Raw genomic sequence first — 16,145 nt, forward strand, 5'->3', positions numbered from 1 at the left:
CAGTACATGATGATCAACCGCACGATCATAGAAATCATCTATGCGGATGCGAAGTTCTGAAACAGCGCGTAAATGCAGTCGAAATCCGGCTTAAACCGCTTGCTGACTTGTCATATTCAAGGCGGCGATCAGGCACGTCGAAGTAGCTGGCAGCGTGCATGCAACCAGGTACGCGCAGCTTGCAGATCGTCTGCGCACTGCTGGCTCCGCCCACCGGCAGCACGGCATTGCCGGGCAGGCGGTTGCCTGCCCTGGCTCATTCCCAGCATCGATCCGCACGCCCCTTGAGCGTTGCGCTGCGCGGACAATTACGCGGCGCGATGCGCCCGGTTTCGCGTTCGATCAAGCGTTTGCTGCCGTTGCTGTCGCGTTGCAGTTCGAACGCGTCGTAGAGACGTCCGGTGGCAGTACGCGATTCATACACCAAATGCCGTTGGTCGAGCCGCAGCACCTGGTAAAGCTGGGTATCTTCGCCTACCGGGCGCATGGTAGTGCGCGCCATGTCCGACAGGCGGTACTGCTTGGGCCCGGCGACCGAGACCACGAAGACCGGCGTCGCCTGCCCTGCCGCATCGCCACGTCGGCCATAGGTGTGGTCGTGGCCCTGCAGCACCAGATCCACCTTGTGGCGGCGGATCACCGGCAGCACCTGCTCGACCAACTTTTCGTTTTCGCGATCGGCACGCGGCGAAAAGAATGGCTGATGGATCAGGACGATCGACCAGGGATGCGGGTTGTCGGCCAGCACCTTGTCCAGCCACTGCGCCTGCGCGGGGCCGGTCCCCAGGCCCAGCGCCGAGGTACCGTCGAGCACGGCAATGCGCACGCCCTGGTAGTCGAACCAGTAGCTGGTACGCGCGGCGGCCGAAGGTCCGTTGCGCGGCAATGCAAAGGTCACCGGCCAATGGCTAGCGAGCACGCGGGTTGCCTGCGGCGTGTCTTCGCCCTCTTCGCGATATTCGTGATTGCCCGGCGCCGGCGCCACTGCAGTGCCTTCCAGCAGCCAGCGCCCGGCCTCGAACCACTCGGCCCATTCGTTGTCGTCCTGGCCGTCCTTGCCGCTGACCAGGTCGCCGGCGAACAAGGCCAGCCGCGCGTCCGGTGCCGAGCGCCAGGCCTGACGGATCACCCGCGAGACCAGACTGAGGTTCTTGTTCTGGGTGTCGCCGAAATACAGCAAGGTCAGCGGCGTGGTGGCTGCGGCAGCCGTGCGGAAGTGATTCCAGGCGCCCCACGTTCCCTGCCCCTGCACGCGGTAGGCGTACATCGTGTCCGGCTGCAGCCCGTCCACATCGGCGCGATGGTGATGCGAGCTGCCGTTTTCGCTGGCGAGCACCAGCGTGCTCGCCCGGATGCGTCGTGGCGACCCTACATCCGGCGAATCGCCGGCGACCACCAGTTCCAGCCAGGGTCTGTCGACGCTGGCATCGGTGCGCCAGGCCACCGCAAACCCGGTGGCCGCGTCTTGCGCCGGCGTGGCGACGATGCGGTCCGGGAAGCCATCGGCAACGTAATGCGTCGAACCCGCCGGCACCTGCGTATTGGGTTCGGCAGCACGGTCGGCAGCCGACGCGGGAACACTCATGGTTGCGACCGCCGCAAGCAACGAAGAGACCGATCTGCGCGCGGCCATCATGGCGTGCACTCTTTCAGGCGCAATGTACGCGCGATATCGCGCCAATCGAAGGCGGCCACTGCCTGGTCGTCATGCAACGCGTAGAACACGCCGCCCGGAAAGCGCGCATCGCCGCGTTGATCCAGCCACACGCCATCGGTGTTGGCGGTCACACGGCCGGCGAAGGCGCCGACATGCGCCAACGTCTTGCGATCGAAGAGCTGGAACACGCTGCGGTCCTTGAACTGATCGGTGGCGATCCAGTAGCCGCTCCCGTCGCTGCATGCGAACAAGCTGATGCCCTCGGCCTGCGCCTTGAACAGCCCGCTGCCGACGTTGCGGCCGCGATACCGCCCGTCCATGCCGTACTCGCGCAACTGGGTGCCCACGGCCACGTCTTCTTCGGCAATCATCAGCCGCGCATTGGCTTCGTCGCCGAACACCGATTCGGCAATTCGCACCGCACCGGCTTCGCTGGTGTCGCCAAAACTCTGTGTCAGGCGTGCCTGCCAGCCCTGCCCTGCAGCATCGAGCTGATAACGCCGAAAGCGCTGGCCAAGTTCGGCCAGCGGCGGCGGCAGATCCTTGTTGGCCGGCGACATGTAGTTGTCGCTGACCACTACCTCGTAGCCGCCATCGTGCTTGCGTACCCACAGGCCGTAGGGCTCGCGCAGTTCGTTCTGGCCGAATGCCGTCACCGGCGTGAGATCGGGTAACGAGAACACCTGCACGCGCCGGTTGTCGCGCTCCACCACGAACACCAGGTCATCGACCACCGAGATGCCATTGGGGCGGTCGAGCTTGCCCAGCGCCTTGCCCTTGCCGCCGACCACGCGCAGCCGCTGGCCGCTGTCGCCGTCGAACACCACCAGCGCATGCGTGCCCTTGGCGGTGGCGATCACCCAACGGCGGCCATCCGGCGCCATCCAGCTGGCCGGCGAATCCAGGTTGTCCGCTGGCGTCAGCGCGGTGATGAAGGCTTCCGGCACCACTTCATGCGCTACGTTGGCCTGACTGAGCAAGGGATCCTTCAGCAGCGCTTCGTCGGCTTCGCGGCCGGCCGGGGCGGTGGCGCAACCGACCAGTGCGGCGGCGGCGGACAGCAGCGTGATCTGCACCAGGGTGCGCGGTGCGATCACAGCGCCACCTTCAGGCCAAGCGCATAGGTGCGGCCGTACTCTTCATTTTGCAGGGTGCGCGAACGGATGCCCTGATACAGCTCCAACGGCTCGTCCAGCAGGTTCTGCGCTTCCAGATACAGGCTGACGCGGCTGTTGAATTGATAGTTCATGCTGAAATCCAGCTGCGTGTGCGGGGCAACGTAGATATCGTACGCACGGCTCTGCCCGATGGTGTCCAGATATTGGCTGCGATACACCGCCGCCACGCGCGCACTGAAGCCGTATTTTTCGTAGCCCAGGTGGCCGCTGTAGATGCGCTTGGACGAACGCGGCAAGGTGAAGTCATCGCCGGCACGATTTTCCAGCCCCGGATTGAAATCGCTATCCAGCACCGTGGCGCTGGCACCCACCAGAAAGCCATTCCAGCCCTCGGGCAGGAAGTCCAGGGTCTGCTGCCAATTGAATTCCGCGCCGCGCACCTTGGCGGTGTCGCCATTGATCGAGCGTGTGACCTGCAGGCCCGGAAATTCCGCATCGTTGGTGTTGATGGCCTGCACGATGTAGTCGTCGATCGACTTGTGGAACACGCCCAGCGAGATCACGCCGGTACTGCCGATGTATTTTTCGAACGACAGGTCCAGATTCTGCGAGCGGTATGGATCGAGATCGGGGTTGCCCAGGCTCACCTCGTTATCGCCACGGTTGATGCTCACGCGCGGCGACACGTCGCCGAACGCCGGGCGCGCCAAGGTCTTGTTGGCCGCAAAGCGCAGCACCCAGTCATTGCCGCTGTCGTAACGCAGATGCAGGCCGGGCAGCACGTTGGTGTAGCTGCTGGACGCCTCGCGCGGCGTCACCGTGGCGGTGCGGCCATTGGCTGACACGTCCACCTGGTTGCCGGTGGCATTGAACTGGGTATTTTCCACGCGCACGCCGGCAATAATGCGCAGCGCACCGATGTCCCAGGTGCCCATCGCATAGGTGGCGAAGACATCTTCGGTGGCCGTGTAATCGTCCTGCAGCGAGGTCTGCAGGTTGCCGCCCACGTCTTGCGGGCGTGCACTGTACAGATCGCCGGACGTATTCCAGTAACGGCGCATGCCGTCCGAGCTGATGCTCTGGCCCAAGGTGCCGCCACGGTGTTCGGGCGCGGCGGTGGTCCAGTCGCTCAGGTCGATGGCCGGCCCACGACGCAGCTCGCTTTCGTCCACGTTCACCCCGCGCTCGCGCCAGCGGCCCAGCACGCCCATCTTCAGGCTGGAATGCTCGCCGTCAAAGCGCACATTGATCTGCGCGCTGCGCTCGCTGTCGTCCACCTGCGTGGGCGCAATCACGAAGCGATCGAACACGAAGTCATCGTTGCTCTGCCAACCGTTGTCGGAGAAGCCCAGCTTCGGAATGCCGCTACGCTGATCCACCGTGGCAGACAGATCGTCGCCGTCGTAATTGAAGCGCGCTTCCTTTTCATCGTTCACGCGCTCGCGGGTCTTGGTGTAGCCCAGCTTGTAGTCCACGGTGGCAGCGCTCAGGCGGTTTTCGCCACCCACGCTCAACGCCATGGTGTCTTCCTTCTTGGTGCGGTAGCGCACGCGCTTGGAAATGCTGTCGGCCGGCAAGTCGGCCACGTTGTAGGTGCCGTCGCCGTTGGCACTGACCTCGCCATCGCTCAACCCGAAGATGGTGCGCTGGCGCGTTTCCGCGTCGTCGAAGCGGCTGTAGAGCGTGCGCAGGTAGTAGCGGTTATCCGCATCCGGGCGCCAGTCCAGATTGAGGTTCGCGCCCATGCGGATGCGTTCGATGAAGTATTTGCGGCGTTGCACTTCGCCGGCGAACAGATCGTCGTCGGCGCCACCGTCGAAGGTGTCGTAGGCCACTTCGGTATTGTCCGATTCGAACTCGCGGTCCTGATAGTTCACACCCACTGCCACCCCGAAGGTGCCATTGAAGATGTCGCTGTAGTTGAACGCACCTTTCGGGCTGGTCTTGCCCGACAGCGATTGGTGGCTGGCTTCGATGGAGCCGCGCACCGTGCGCCCGTCGCGATCGAAGGCGGAGGTGGATTCCACCTGGATCGCGCCGCCGATGGAGTCGCCCGGCATGTCCGGGGTCGGCGACTTGACCACCTTCAGGCGCTCGGTGGAATCGGAAGGAATCACATCCAGCGGTGCAGAGCGCGTACCGTCTTCCGGCGTGCCCATGGTCATGCCGTCGATGGTGACGCTGTTGAGCGACGAATCCAGGCCGCGGATGACGACAAAACGGCCTTCGCCCTGGTCGCGCGTAACGCTGACACCGGGCAGGCGCTGCAAGGATTCTGCAACATTCTTGTCCGGGTAACGTCCCATCGCATCGGAGGCAACCGCGTCCTGGATGGCATCGGAGGCGCGCTTGAGATCCACTGCGCGCTCCTGCGCTTCCAGCTGCGGACGCACCTCCAGCCGCTCCAGGTCGATTGCCGCAGCGCTGGCAGCGCCGCCGGTGGCCGCACCCTCGGCCGCGTGCGCCAGCGGACTCCACGTGGCCGCAGCCAACGTCAGCGTGATCGCCAGGCAGAGTGGAGTCTTGTTCAACACGGGTGCTTCCCCAATCGGTTAAGAATGGGTGGGCACACTATGTCTACGACGTTTCACTGACATGACATATGCATCGGCGATCACATCCGAAGTGTGGCGACACACTGCGCGGCTGCGGCACACTGTGCCCCTCCCCCGCCTGCCACTGCCCATGAAAATCGTCGAAGTCCGCCACCCCCTCGTCCAGCACAAGATCGGCCTGCTGCGCGATGCCGCCTTGAGCACCAAGGGCTTCCGCGAACTGGTCACCGAACTGGGCACGCTGCTGGCCTACGAGGCCACCGCCAACCTGGACACCGAATCGCACACCCAGCCGGGCTGGGCGGGCCCGGTGACGGTGCAGCGCATCGCCGGCGCCAAGATCACCTTGGTACCGATCCTGCGCGCCGGCCTGGGCATGCTGCCCGGCGTACTGGCATTGATTCCTGCCGCGCGCGTGAGCGTGGTCGGTCTGCAGCGCGATGAAGAGACCCTGCAACCGGTGCCCTATTTCGAACGCCTCACTGGCCGCCTGGAAGAACGCGACGCCCTGATCCTGGACCCGATGCTGGCCACCGGCGGCACCCTGATTGCCACCATCGACATGCTCAAGCGCGCGGGCGCACGGCGCATCAAAGGCATCTTCCTTGTCGCTGCGCCGGAGGGCCTGAAAGCGCTGGAAGCGGCGCACCCGGATGTCGAGGTCTATACCGCGGCCATCGACGACCACCTCAACGACAAGGGCTACATCCTGCCCGGCCTGGGCGATGCAGGCGACCGGATTTTTGGGACGCGGATGGAGTGAGTTCAAGCCCCTCTCCCCCCGGGAGAGGGATTGGGGTGAGGGTACGGCATGCCAGTGTTCTTGCTGACGCCCTACCCTCATCCGGCGCTACGCGCCACCTTCTCCCGACGGCAGCAGGAAATGCCGCAGCGCGTCCGATCTCGATCATGTTGCTGGCATGGCTAAAAGCGTCATTCAGAGCTGCTGGTGACCGAACCTTTGGTCCGCAGGCAGCATGAATTGCAGCAGCTTGAGCCCTCTCCTGCGGGAGAGGGGTTAGATGAGGGGACGGTGTATCAGTGTTCCTGCCGACGCCGTACCCTCATCCGGCGCTGCGCGCCACCTTCTCCCGACGGGAGAAGGAACAGCCGCGGCATCAGGCATTTCGTTGAAAAACGCCCGCCTCAACGCGTCGACGCCTCGATCGCCGCGCTCACATACACCAGCGGCGCATTCCAGTTGATCGCCACCTCGTTGGTGGAGTAGCTGCAGAAGTTGTCCAGGTACGACAACGCCGGCTGCTTGGAGGGATACGACACCTTGCACTCCTTGGCATCCTGCTGCCCTGGCTGCGGACCGCCGACCAGCCAACCCGGCACCGGCGCTTCGATCCCATCGGCCTCTGAGGGGCGGTGATGGATATGCATCGGGGAGTGCCTGCCTATCCCGGTCACGAACGACAGCCCCAGCGGATTGCGGCCCAGGATGTAGTCCAGCTGCGATTGCGCCGCATCCAGAAATTGCCGCTGCTGCGTCAGCCGGTAGCCCTGCAGCAGCATCATCGCGCGGTTGAGCACCCCTGCATTGCTGCCCCACACGAAATCGCCGTCATTCATCGCCAGCCGCCATGCCGATGATTGCCAGGTGTCGGCCAGCCGCTGTGCCAGCCCGGTGATCTCGCGTTCGATCCGCGCGCGGTCGGCATGCGCCGTGAGTTGGTCGCGATGCCCGGCCAACGACATCCAGGCCAGTCCACCGACATTGCCCCACGACGGCACGGTGGCCGGCACGTTGCGCGCGATCATCGCGTCGTAGAACCCATCCTCGCCGGTGGCGATGTACAACTCGGCCGCCGCCCAGGCGAATTCGTCATCCAGGTGCGCATCGTCGTAACCGCCGGTACGCACGTCGCTGGGCTGATGGTAGATCACATCCGGATGCTGCTTCGCCCATGCCCACGCAGCCCGCGCGGCGTTCAACATGCGCGCCGACAGACCTGGATACTGCTTTTCGAACGGCGCATACACGCGACTGGCCACGGCCATCACGGCAGCGAAGTCCAAGGTCGCGGCAGTGGTCTTCATCACCACGTAGCGTGGCTGCGTGGCCTGATCGGGCATCACCAGGCCATCGAATTGCTTGTCGGTGAGCTTGTGGTACACGCCGCCATCGGCCGGGTCCTGCATGGCGAGCATCCAGTCCAGATTCCACCAAGCCTCCTGCAGGATGCCGGGCACGCCGGGCGCATCGTCAGGGATGGTCAGCGGCTTGGACTTAAAGAACGCCGGATACTGCTCGTAGGCCGCCAGCAAGGTATAGGTGCTGATGCCGGAATTGACGATGTACTTGTTGTAGTCGCCCGCGTCGTACCAGCCTTTGGGCGCGCTGATCACGCTATCGGTTGGGCGCGTCGCAGACGCTGCGGACGGATGGATGCGCACCTGCGTATCCGGGTGCCCGGCCGCACGCGCATAGCGCCCGGCGTAGCGTGCCGGCAGCGCGGTGCTGGCACGGTTGAAGTAGAACGCCTTCAACGCTGCATCGACCAGGGGCTGATAGGCATGCGCGTTGATGGCGAAGGTCTCCGATGCCGGCAGCCCGTCGATCTTCAGCCGATAGGTTCCGACCGCACGCAGCGCGGAAAAATCCGCCACCCGCGCCTGCTTACCGGCCGGCGACCACATCGCGGCCGGCTGCAGGGTTCCCTGCAACACGCTGCGTCCTTGGGCATCTTCGACCGTGAAGCGGTCCGAACGCTGCGCGGCGTCCTGCTGCGGCAACCCGATGACGGCCAGTTTTGCCGAGCCCGGCAGGTAGCCCAGCTGGTTGACGTGGATGGTGTTGCTGGTCGCCACGGTTTCCTGCCTGCCGGGCGTCTCCGCGGCGCAGGCGAGCACGGGCGAAACGATCATCAGGCTGGTGAGCAGAGTCTTGAAGATAGTCATGCCACGATGGTCGCCGCATTATCTTGCAGCGACAAGTCCAATGCCGGCATCGCCCATGCGTCGATCCGCATCGCTGCAATGATGCGCCCGTTGCGCGGACCGCCTCGCACGCCGCCATGCTGCGCGCATCGTCACTGCTTGCCGGCGCTCAGGCGCATGCCCGGCTGCCGACAAATGCGCCAACCTCAGGTAACCACGGCCGCACTGCATCTGCTGCGATTGATCCAGACCACGCACGACGCCCGGCCGGGGTGCCGGTTACCGGGCGTCGATGCAATGGGCTTCACGCCTCAGCGTGCCGCCGCGTCCAATTGCACTTGCGCCTTGCCCACCGGGTTGCGCGGGTCGCTGCCGCCGCTGAGCACGTTGCTGCGCTTGTCCCACTCCACCGTCTGCAGGTTGCCCCACACATGGCTGGAGCCGCGGCCGCCTTCGGCGGTGTCGCCGGGCAGTTTCAGTGCATGCCCCATCGCTTGCAGGCCCTTGGCGGTCTGCGCCGAAAACGCGTCGGTCTCGGCGTCGATGACGTCCGGCAGCCATTGGTGGTGATAGCGCGGCAGCGCACTGACCGCCTGCGCGTCCAGGCCGGCGTCGTAGCCCAGGATTCCCAGCAGCACCATGGTGATGATGCGGCTGCCGCCCGGGGTGCCGAGCACGATCGCCTTGTCGGCCGATTCCATGAAGGTGGGCGTCATCGAGCTGAGCATGCGCTTGCCCGGCTTGGGCGCATTGGCGGCATAGCCCATCACGCCGAAGGCATTCGGCGTGCCCGGCTTGAGCGCGAAGTCGTCCATCTCGTTGTTGAGCAGCACGCCGGTGCCCTTGGGAATCAGGCCCGAGCCGTACAGCAGGTTCACCGTCTGGGTGGCGCCGACCCGGTTGCCTTCGCCATCGATGATGGAGAAGTGCGTGGTCTCGTCGTCTTCCAGCGGCGTGGGATTGCCCGAAAGCAGATCGCTGGGGGTCGCCTTGTCCGGGTTGATGGTGGCACGCAGGCCTTGCGCGTAATCCTTGCTGGTCAGCACGCGCTGCGGCACGTCCACAAAGTCCGGGTCGCCCAGGAAGAAGGTGCGATCGCGGTAGGCGCGGCGCATCGATTCCACCACCAGATGGGCGCGGTGCACGTCGTCGAGTTTGTTCAAGTCCCAGCCTTCCAGGATCTGCAGCATCGCCGCCAGCGCGATACCACCGGACGACGGCGGCGGCGCCGTGGTGATCTTCCAGCCGCGGTAGTCGAACTGGATCGGCGTGCGCTCCTTGACCCGGTACCCGGCCAGCTCGGCCGCGCTCCACTGGCCGCCGGCCTGCTTCACGCCGGCCAGCAACTTCTTGGCAGTCTCGCCCTTGTAGAAGCCGTCGAAGCCCTTGTCGCCGAGCAGCTGCAGCGTATGCGCCAGCTCCGGCTGCTTGAAGGTGTCGCCTTCGGCAATGGGTTTGCCGCCGCGCAGATACACCTCGCGCGTCCCGGGGTAACGCTCCATCACCTCGCGCCTGAAGGCATAGCCCTTGGCCATGCGCGCGTAGACCGGAAAACCTTCGGTCGCGATAAGGATCGATGGCGCCAGCGACTGCTTCAGCGGCAGGCGGCCGTGCTTGGCGGCCAGCTCCACCAGCGCTGCAGGCAAGCCCGGAATGCCTGCCGACCACGGTCCGTTGACCGAGCGGTCGCGGTCCAGCTCGCCTTTCTTGTTGAGAAATTGCGCTTCGGTGGCCGACGCGGGCGCGGTTTCGCGCGCGTCCAGCATCACGTCCCTGCCGGTCTTGGCGTCGTGCAGCAGGAAGAAACCGCCGCCGCCCAGCCCCGAGCTGATCGGCTCGACCACCGCCAGCGTGGACGACACCGCCACCGCGGCATCGAACGCATTGCCACCTTCGCGCAGGATCTGCAGGCCGGCATCGGTGGCCAACGCATGACCGCTGGCGATCGCCGCGCCGGGCGGATGCGCGGCAACCGCTGCGGTGGTGGCTGTCGCCGGCTTGGCGGCATCGGCGCACCAGGCCGCTGGCGCCAGCACGAAGGCCAGCAGCAACACGCCGCGCGAAGAAAAACGTCGGGAAAAAGTGCTCACGGGGCGGGGGGCTCCTGTTCGTACAGTTCGGGATGATCGCGCTGCAACTGCATCAGCTTGGCCAGCAACTGATCATGGGTTTCCGGAATGGCCGGATCCGGGTCGATGCATTCGACCGGGCACACCACCACGCACTGCGCTTCGTCGAAATGGCCCACGCATTCGGTGCAACGTGCCGGGTCGATGACGTAGATGGTTTCTCCCATCGAGATGGCCCGGTTCGGGCACGCCGGCTCGCAGACGTCGCAGTTGACGCAGAGCTCGTTGATTTTCAGAGACATATCGGCACTACGATGCGACGCGACACGGCGCGCTGCAACCGCAGGCGCTGGAACGTAATGTGCTGCTGCAGCCGGGCGCAGATGGCGCGAAGCGGCAGGTGGACAACGCCGTGGGCGCTGTCGGACACCGGCCTGACACGGCCGGCTCCGGTGGAGTGCGAACTCGGCAGCATGGTGCATTCCCAGGCTGCGGCCGGATGCGCCCTCCCGCGCATCCGGCCTGGCACGGCATTACTTGGCTTCAACGAAGATGTATTCCGCGCCCTTGGGCTGGACGATGGTCTGCACACGCGCGTTGTCGGCAGCGTTGCCGATGAACAGCACGCGCACACCCTTCATCGAGTCCGGTGCCACGTCCTTGAACGCTGCATCGATCAGGTCGGCCATCTTGCCGGACGCCGACGAACCGAAGGCCAGCATGTTGCCCGGCTGCACGCCGCGTGCCAGTGCGGTCTTGACGCTTTCCAGCTGACGTTCGTAGCTGCCGGCAAATTCGGCGTCGGACTCCGGCGGCAAGTAGTACAGGAACGGGCTGTTGGTGGTGGTGCCCAGGTTCTGGCCGACCACTTCCTGCAGGTACTTCTTCCAGCCGGCGTTGTCGTCCTTGCCCGGTGCGGTCAACGGGGCCGGTGCGGCGGCAGCGGTCGGTGCCGGCTCTTCCTTCTTGCAGGCGGTGACCGCCAGAGCGGCGATCGAAGCGAGCGCCAGAGCGCGCATGGTGTGTTTCATGAAACTCCTCCCTTTGAAATGCGTGTGGTGATGTGACTGCAACTCTTCAGGCCTGCGCGCGGGACTGCCGCACCTGCCGCAAGGCCTCGACAACCGATGCCGGCACGAAGCCGGACACATCCCCGCCCAGCCGCGCGATTTCGCGCACCAGCGAGGACGAGATGAAGCTGTATTGCTCGGCCGGGGTAAGAAACAGCGTTTCCACCTCCGGGATCAGATGGCGGTTCATGCTGGCCATCTGGAATTCGTATTCGAAGTCGGACACCGCACGCAGGCCGCGCAGCAGCACGCCGGCACCCATCTCGCGCACGAAATGGGCCAGCAGGGTATCGAAACCGCGCACTTCCACATTGGTATGCGCCGCCAGCGCTTCCTGGGCCAGCGCCACGCGGCGCTCCAGCGACAGCGCCGGGCCCTTGGAGGGGCTGTACGCCACGCCCACCACCACGCGCTCGAACAACGGCGCGGCGCGATTCACCAGGTCGATATGGCCATTGGTGATCGGGTCGAAGGTACCGGGATAGACGGCGGTGCGGCTATTGGCAACGCTCATACGGAGACTACCGGGGTCGGATCGCTCTTCAGTGTAGCAGCGGCCCGGCGGTACAGCGCATAGCGCACCTCACGGGTGGCGCCCTCGCGGTGCAGATGCCAGCCGGCCGGCAGCAGCGGCGGCGCATCGGCCGGCGCTTCCAGATAGAGCCAGGCGTCGGCGGCCACATGCGCCGGCAGGCGCTCCAGCACAGCCGGCCACAGGTCGGCCGCGAATGGCGGGTCGACGAAGACGATATCGGCCAGCGCTGCGGGTGCACGCTCCAGCCAGCGCAGCGCATCTTCCTGCAGCACCTGCACCTGGGTGGCGGCGTCGAGCCGGGCCACGTGCTCGCGCAGCCGCTGCACCAGGCCGGGGTCGCGTTCGATCAGGGTGGCATGCGCAGCGCCGCGCGACACTGCCTCCAGGCCCAGCGCGCCCGAGCCGGCGAACAGATCCAGCACGCGCGCGCCGGGCAGGCGCGGCATCAACCAGTTGAATACCGTTTCGCGCACGCGGTCGCTGCTGGGGCGCAGGCCGGGCAAATCCGGCACTGCCAGCCTGGTATTGCGCCAGCGCCCGCCGACGATGCGCACTTGCCCTTCCGTGCCACGTGGCACCGGCCGCGGCGGGCGGCTCATCGCCACGCACCTGTCGATGGTGGGCGGGTGCAGCACGGCAGCAGCGCAGTTGGCGACATGGCTCAAGGCAGGACGAATGGCCGGCCATGATACCGCTGCCGTTGCTGCAGCCGCCCTCCCCCGCACCGGCCGCCACGCGCGGGACATGCGTGCAGGCCGCCTTGAAAAATCGGCAGAAGCCCGCATCCCCCAGGCCATCGGCCGCGTTGCGGCCTGGACCACCACGGAGCACGACCCCAATGACCGTTGAAACCGATAAGCAGACGCTCGGCTTCCAGACCGAGGTCAAGCAGCTGCTGCAGCTGATGATCCATTCGTTGTACTCGAACAAGGAAATCTTCCTGCGCGAGCTGGTCTCCAATGCCGCCGATGCCGCCGACAAGCTGCGCTTCGAAGCCTTGGTCAAGCCCGAGCTGCTGGAAGGCAGCGGCGAGCTGCGCATTCGCGTCGACTACGACAAGGACGCGCGCACCGTCACCATCGACGACAACGGCATCGGCATGAGCCGCGAGGATGCGGTCTCGCACCTGGGCACCATCGCCAAGTCCGGCACTGCCGATTTCCTCAAGCACCTGAGCGGCGACCAGAAGAAGGACGCCAACCTCATCGGCCAATTCGGCGTGGGCTTCTATAGCGCTTTCATCGTCGCAGACCAGGTGGACGTGTATTCGCGTCGCGCCGGCCTTCCGGCCAGCGAAGGCGTGCATTGGTCCTCGCGCGGCGAGGGCGAATTCGAGGTCGCCAGCGTCGACAAGCCCGAGCGCGGCACCCGCATCGTGCTGCACCTGAAGGAAGGCGAAGAATCGTTCGCCGATGGCTGGACGCTGCGCGGCATCCTCAAGAAATACTCCGACCACATCGGCCTGCCGATCGAGATGCGCAAGGAGCATTACGGCGATGAGGCCGACAAGCCGGCAGAGCCGGAGTGGGAAGCGGTCAACCGCGCCAGTGCGCTGTGGACGCGCCCCAAGTCCGAGATCAAGGACGAGGAGTATCAAGAGTTCTACAAGCACATCGCCCACGACGCGGGCAACCCGCTGGCGTGGAGCCACAACAAGGTCGAAGGCAAGCTGGAATACACCTCGCTGCTGTTCGTACCAGGCCGCGCGCCGTTCGACCTGTACCACCGCGATTCGGCCAAGGGCCTGAAGCTGTACGTGCAGCGCGTTTTCATCATGGACCAGGCCGAGCAGTTCCTGCCGCTGTACCTGCGTTTCATCAAGGGCGTGGTGGATTCGTCGGACCTCTCGCTCAACGTCTCGCGCGAAATCCTGCAGTCCGGCCCCGTGGTCGACTCGATGAAGTCGGCGCTGACCAAGCGCTCGCTGGACATGCTGGAGAAGCTGGCCAAGGACAAGCCTGAGGACTACGCGACTTTCTGGCGCAACTTCGGCCAGGCATTGAAGGAAGGCCCGGCCGAGGATTATGCAAACCGCGAAAAGATCGCTGGCCTGCTGCGTTTTTCGTCCACGCACGACACCACCGGCGCGCAGAGCGTGGGCCTGGCCGATTACGTCAGCCGGTTGGCCGAAGGCCAGGACAAGCTGTATTACCTCACCGGCGAGAGCTACGCGCAGATCAAGGACAGCCCGCACCTGGAGGTGTTCCGCAAGAAGGGCATCGAAGTGCTGCTGCTCACAGACCGCATTGACGAATGGCTGATGAGCTACCTCACCGAATTCGACGGCAAGTCGTTCGTGGACGTGGCCCGCGGCGACCTGGACCTGGGCAAGCTGGATTCGGAAGAGGACAAGAAGGCGCAGGAAGACCTCGCCAAGTCCAAGGAAGGCCTGGCCTCGCGCATCAAGGCAACACTGGGCGACGACGTGGCCGAAGTACGCGTCTCGCACCGCCTGACCGATTCCCCCGCCATCCTGGCGATTGGCCAGGGCGACCTGGGCCTGCAGATGCGCCAGCTGCTGGAAGCCAGCGGCCAGGCGGTGCCCGAAAGCAAGCCGGTGTTCGAATTCAACCCCACCCACCCGCTGATCGAAAAGCTGGATGCGGAACAGGATATGGATCGCTTCGGTGACCTGAGTCGGGTGTTGTTCGACCAGGCTGCTTTGGCTGCGGGCGATAGCCTCAAGGATCCGGCTGGGTATGTAAGGCGATTGAATAAGTTGTTGTTGGAGTTGTCGGTGTAAGCGACGAGATGGTGGAATGAAGAGCATAGGCCGGCGTCATCGCCGGCCTTTGCGTTTCAGGCTGGGGAGGGGCACCCAACTTCGCTGACCGGAATTATCAGCGCTCACCCATAACATCCGTCGATGATACTGTAGGATCCAGAGCATTCGAGACAGCGGCAACCAAGGTTGAAAACCTCAGCGGTTGCCGGGAAGCCTGGGGTGTAACAGATTGCATTTCTCCATTCAGTTAAAGCGGCGGGATGCCGATGGCAACCTTGGAGCAGCAACATATAGCAGTGACCGATTCCCTCTCAAGGATTAAAACTGGATGCGTATAATTTCGTTATTTTTGGCACTCGCGCTCCTAGCGGGGAACGCATGGATCGGCAATGCCTCTGCGCAGACTCTAAATTTCGACCGCATTCCGGCACTGACGAAATATTCAATTCAGATCAATCTTCCTAAGGAAACTCTGAACAATCCATCGTGATCTGCCACAATCGATCAACGACCCGAGTAGACGATTTCGATGCAGCTGACCTTCGGCGACGCGGAGTACAACGGCAAGCGCAAGCGGACGCGGCGTGAGGTGTTCTTGGCCGAGATGGACCAGGTCGTGCCGTGGAAGGACCTGCTGGCGCTGATCGAGCCGCACTACCCGAAGTCGGGGCAGCCGGGGCGACAGCCGTATCGGCTGGAGACCATGCTGCGCATCCACTTTTTGCAGCAGTGGTATGCACTGAGCGATCCATCGGCGGAAGAAGCGCTGTACGACACGGTGTCGATGCGCCGTTTCGCCAAGATCGGCGGGCTGGATGAGGTGCCGGACGAGACGACGATTCTCAACTTCCGCCATCTGTTGGAGCAGCACGATTTGGCGCGCAAGCTGTTCAATCGGGTCAACGCGCACCTGTCGCGCAAGGGGCAGAGCTTGCGCGGCGGGACGATCGTGGACGCCACGATCATCGCTGCGCCCAGCTCGACCAAGAACAAGGATGGCGAGCGCGATCCGGAGATGCACCAAACCAAGAAGGGCAACCAGTACTACTTCGGGATGAAGGCGCACATCGGGGTGGACGATGACTCCGGGCTGGTGCACCACGTGGAGTGCACGGCGGCCAACGTGGCCGATATCACACAAGCGCACAAGCTGCTGCACGGCAAGGAGGACACGCTGTGCGCGGACAGCGGCTACACCGGGCTTGAGAAACGCGAGGAGATGAAGCGCAAGCGCAAACTGCGCTACCTGATCGCGGAGAAGCCCTCGAAGCTGAAGCAGATTAAGAACAAGCGCGAACTGAAGTTGGCCAAGCGCTGGGAGCACACAAAAGCCAGCCTGCGTGCAAAGGTGGAACACCCGTTTCGGGTGATCAAGCGCCAGTTTGGCTACGTCAAGGTGCGCTATCGCGGTTTGGCGAAGAACACCGCACAGATGCTGATGCTGTTTGCGCTGTCGAATCTGTGGCTGAAGCGCAAAGAGTTCATTACCGCCGCGGGGTAGGTGCGCCCGTAATCGGGACGATACCCCGA

General features: G+C 64.5%; 12 protein-coding genes. 3 read left to right on the forward strand and 9 right to left on the reverse strand.

Annotated elements, in window-relative coordinates; all coding sequences use genetic code 11:
• Positions 1 to 256 precede the first annotated feature (256 nt).
• Genes ACCQ03_RS13035 through ACCQ03_RS13045 form a run of 3 tightly spaced genes read right to left on the reverse strand, consistent with a single transcriptional unit; the run spans position 257 to position 5,309 of the window.
• Positions 257 to 1,636, reverse strand: coding sequence for a purple acid phosphatase family protein (locus ACCQ03_RS13035; protein ID WP_209227798.1), 1,380 nt, complete (start codon positions 1,634 to 1,636; stop codon positions 257 to 259).
• The gene (locus ACCQ03_RS13040) at positions 1,633 to 2,754 is read right to left on the reverse strand and encodes a phytase (RefSeq protein ID WP_209227800.1); all 1,122 of its coding nucleotides are present in this window, start codon (positions 2,752 to 2,754) and stop codon (positions 1,633 to 1,635) included. Before ACCQ03_RS13040 ends, ACCQ03_RS13035 begins: the two co-directional genes overlap by 4 nt.
• Positions 2,751 to 5,309, reverse strand: a complete 2,559-nt coding sequence (locus ACCQ03_RS13045; RefSeq protein ID WP_209227802.1) for a TonB-dependent receptor — start codon at positions 5,307 to 5,309, stop codon at positions 2,751 to 2,753. Before ACCQ03_RS13045 ends, ACCQ03_RS13040 begins: the two co-directional genes overlap by 4 nt.
• 151 nt (positions 5,310 to 5,460) lie before the next feature.
• Between ACCQ03_RS13045 and upp the strand changes: the two genes are divergently transcribed.
• Positions 5,461 to 6,093, forward strand: a complete 633-nt coding sequence (upp, locus tag ACCQ03_RS13050; RefSeq protein ID WP_039571797.1) for a uracil phosphoribosyltransferase — start codon at positions 5,461 to 5,463, stop codon at positions 6,091 to 6,093.
• Positions 6,094 to 6,476: 383 nt separating this feature from the next.
• Here the strand turns inward: upp and ACCQ03_RS13055 are convergent, their stop codons facing one another.
• The 6 genes from ACCQ03_RS13055 to rsmD all read right to left on the reverse strand — a co-directional run bounded on the left by ACCQ03_RS13055 (position 6,477) and on the right by rsmD (position 12,555).
• Positions 6,477 to 8,237 (reverse strand): glycoside hydrolase family 9 protein, encoded by a 1,761-nt coding sequence (locus tag ACCQ03_RS13055; RefSeq protein WP_057677854.1) that lies wholly within the window; start codon positions 8,235 to 8,237, stop codon positions 6,477 to 6,479.
• A 290-nt stretch (positions 8,238 to 8,527) separates the two neighbouring features.
• On the reverse strand, positions 8,528 to 10,306 hold the full coding sequence (gene ggt, locus ACCQ03_RS13060; RefSeq protein ID WP_209227804.1) for a gamma-glutamyltransferase: 1,779 nt from the start codon (positions 10,304 to 10,306) through the stop codon (positions 8,528 to 8,530).
• Entirely contained in the window at positions 10,303 to 10,587 is a 285-nt protein-coding gene (locus ACCQ03_RS13065) for a YfhL family 4Fe-4S dicluster ferredoxin (RefSeq protein ID WP_057677852.1), read from the reverse strand. Before ACCQ03_RS13065 ends, ggt begins: the two co-directional genes overlap by 4 nt.
• A gap of 231 nt (positions 10,588 to 10,818) precedes the next feature.
• Entirely contained in the window at positions 10,819 to 11,316 is a 498-nt protein-coding gene (locus tag ACCQ03_RS13070) for a hypothetical protein (RefSeq protein ID WP_209227806.1), read from the reverse strand.
• Between the two features lie 46 nt (positions 11,317 to 11,362).
• Positions 11,363 to 11,869, reverse strand: coding sequence for a pantetheine-phosphate adenylyltransferase (gene coaD, locus ACCQ03_RS13075; protein WP_008574388.1), 507 nt, complete (start codon positions 11,867 to 11,869; stop codon positions 11,363 to 11,365).
• Positions 11,866 to 12,555 carry a 16S rRNA (guanine(966)-N(2))-methyltransferase RsmD gene (gene rsmD / locus ACCQ03_RS13080; RefSeq protein WP_209227808.1) on the reverse strand — a complete coding sequence of 230 codons (690 nt, stop codon included), beginning with the start codon at positions 12,553 to 12,555 and terminating at the stop codon, positions 11,866 to 11,868. The genes coaD and rsmD overlap by 4 nt, the downstream gene beginning before the upstream one ends.
• A 173-nt stretch (positions 12,556 to 12,728) precedes the next feature.
• Here rsmD and htpG point away from each other — a divergent pair, with 173 nt between their 5' ends.
• The gene (gene htpG, locus ACCQ03_RS13085; RefSeq protein WP_057680038.1) at positions 12,729 to 14,633 is read left to right on the forward strand and encodes a molecular chaperone HtpG; all 1,905 of its coding nucleotides are present in this window, start codon (positions 12,729 to 12,731) and stop codon (positions 14,631 to 14,633) included.
• 511 nt (positions 14,634 to 15,144) lie between these two features.
• The gene (locus tag ACCQ03_RS13090; RefSeq protein ID WP_150147813.1) at positions 15,145 to 16,116 is read left to right on the forward strand and encodes an IS5 family transposase; all 972 of its coding nucleotides are present in this window, start codon (positions 15,145 to 15,147) and stop codon (positions 16,114 to 16,116) included.
• Positions 16,117 to 16,145: the final 29 nt, after the last annotated feature.

Source organism: Xanthomonas sp. NCPPB 3569 (assembly GCF_041475645.2).
GTDB classification, from domain to species: Bacteria; Pseudomonadota; Gammaproteobacteria; order Xanthomonadales; family Xanthomonadaceae; genus Xanthomonas; species Xanthomonas phaseoli.

Excerpts from the sequence above, each read along its gene's own strand:
- ACCQ03_RS13035 (WP_209227798.1), bottom strand. The coding sequence starts at position 1,636 with ATGATGGCCGCGCGCAGATCGGTCTCTTCGTTGCTTGCGGCGGTCGCA.
- upp (WP_039571797.1), top strand. The coding sequence starts at position 5,461 with ATGAAAATCGTCGAAGTCCGCCACCCCCTCGTCCAGCACAAGATCGGC.
- ACCQ03_RS13055 (WP_057677854.1), bottom strand. The coding sequence starts at position 8,237 with ATGACTATCTTCAAGACTCTGCTCACCAGCCTGATGATCGTTTCGCCC.
- ACCQ03_RS13065 (WP_057677852.1), bottom strand. The coding sequence starts at position 10,587 with ATGTCTCTGAAAATCAACGAGCTCTGCGTCAACTGCGACGTCTGCGAG.
- ACCQ03_RS13070 (WP_209227806.1), bottom strand. The coding sequence starts at position 11,316 with ATGAAACACACCATGCGCGCTCTGGCGCTCGCTTCGATCGCCGCTCTG.
- coaD (WP_008574388.1), bottom strand. The coding sequence starts at position 11,869 with ATGAGCGTTGCCAATAGCCGCACCGCCGTCTATCCCGGTACCTTCGAC.
- htpG (WP_057680038.1), top strand. The coding sequence starts at position 12,729 with ATGACCGTTGAAACCGATAAGCAGACGCTCGGCTTCCAGACCGAGGTC.
- ACCQ03_RS13090 (WP_150147813.1), top strand. The coding sequence starts at position 15,145 with ATGCAGCTGACCTTCGGCGACGCGGAGTACAACGGCAAGCGCAAGCGG.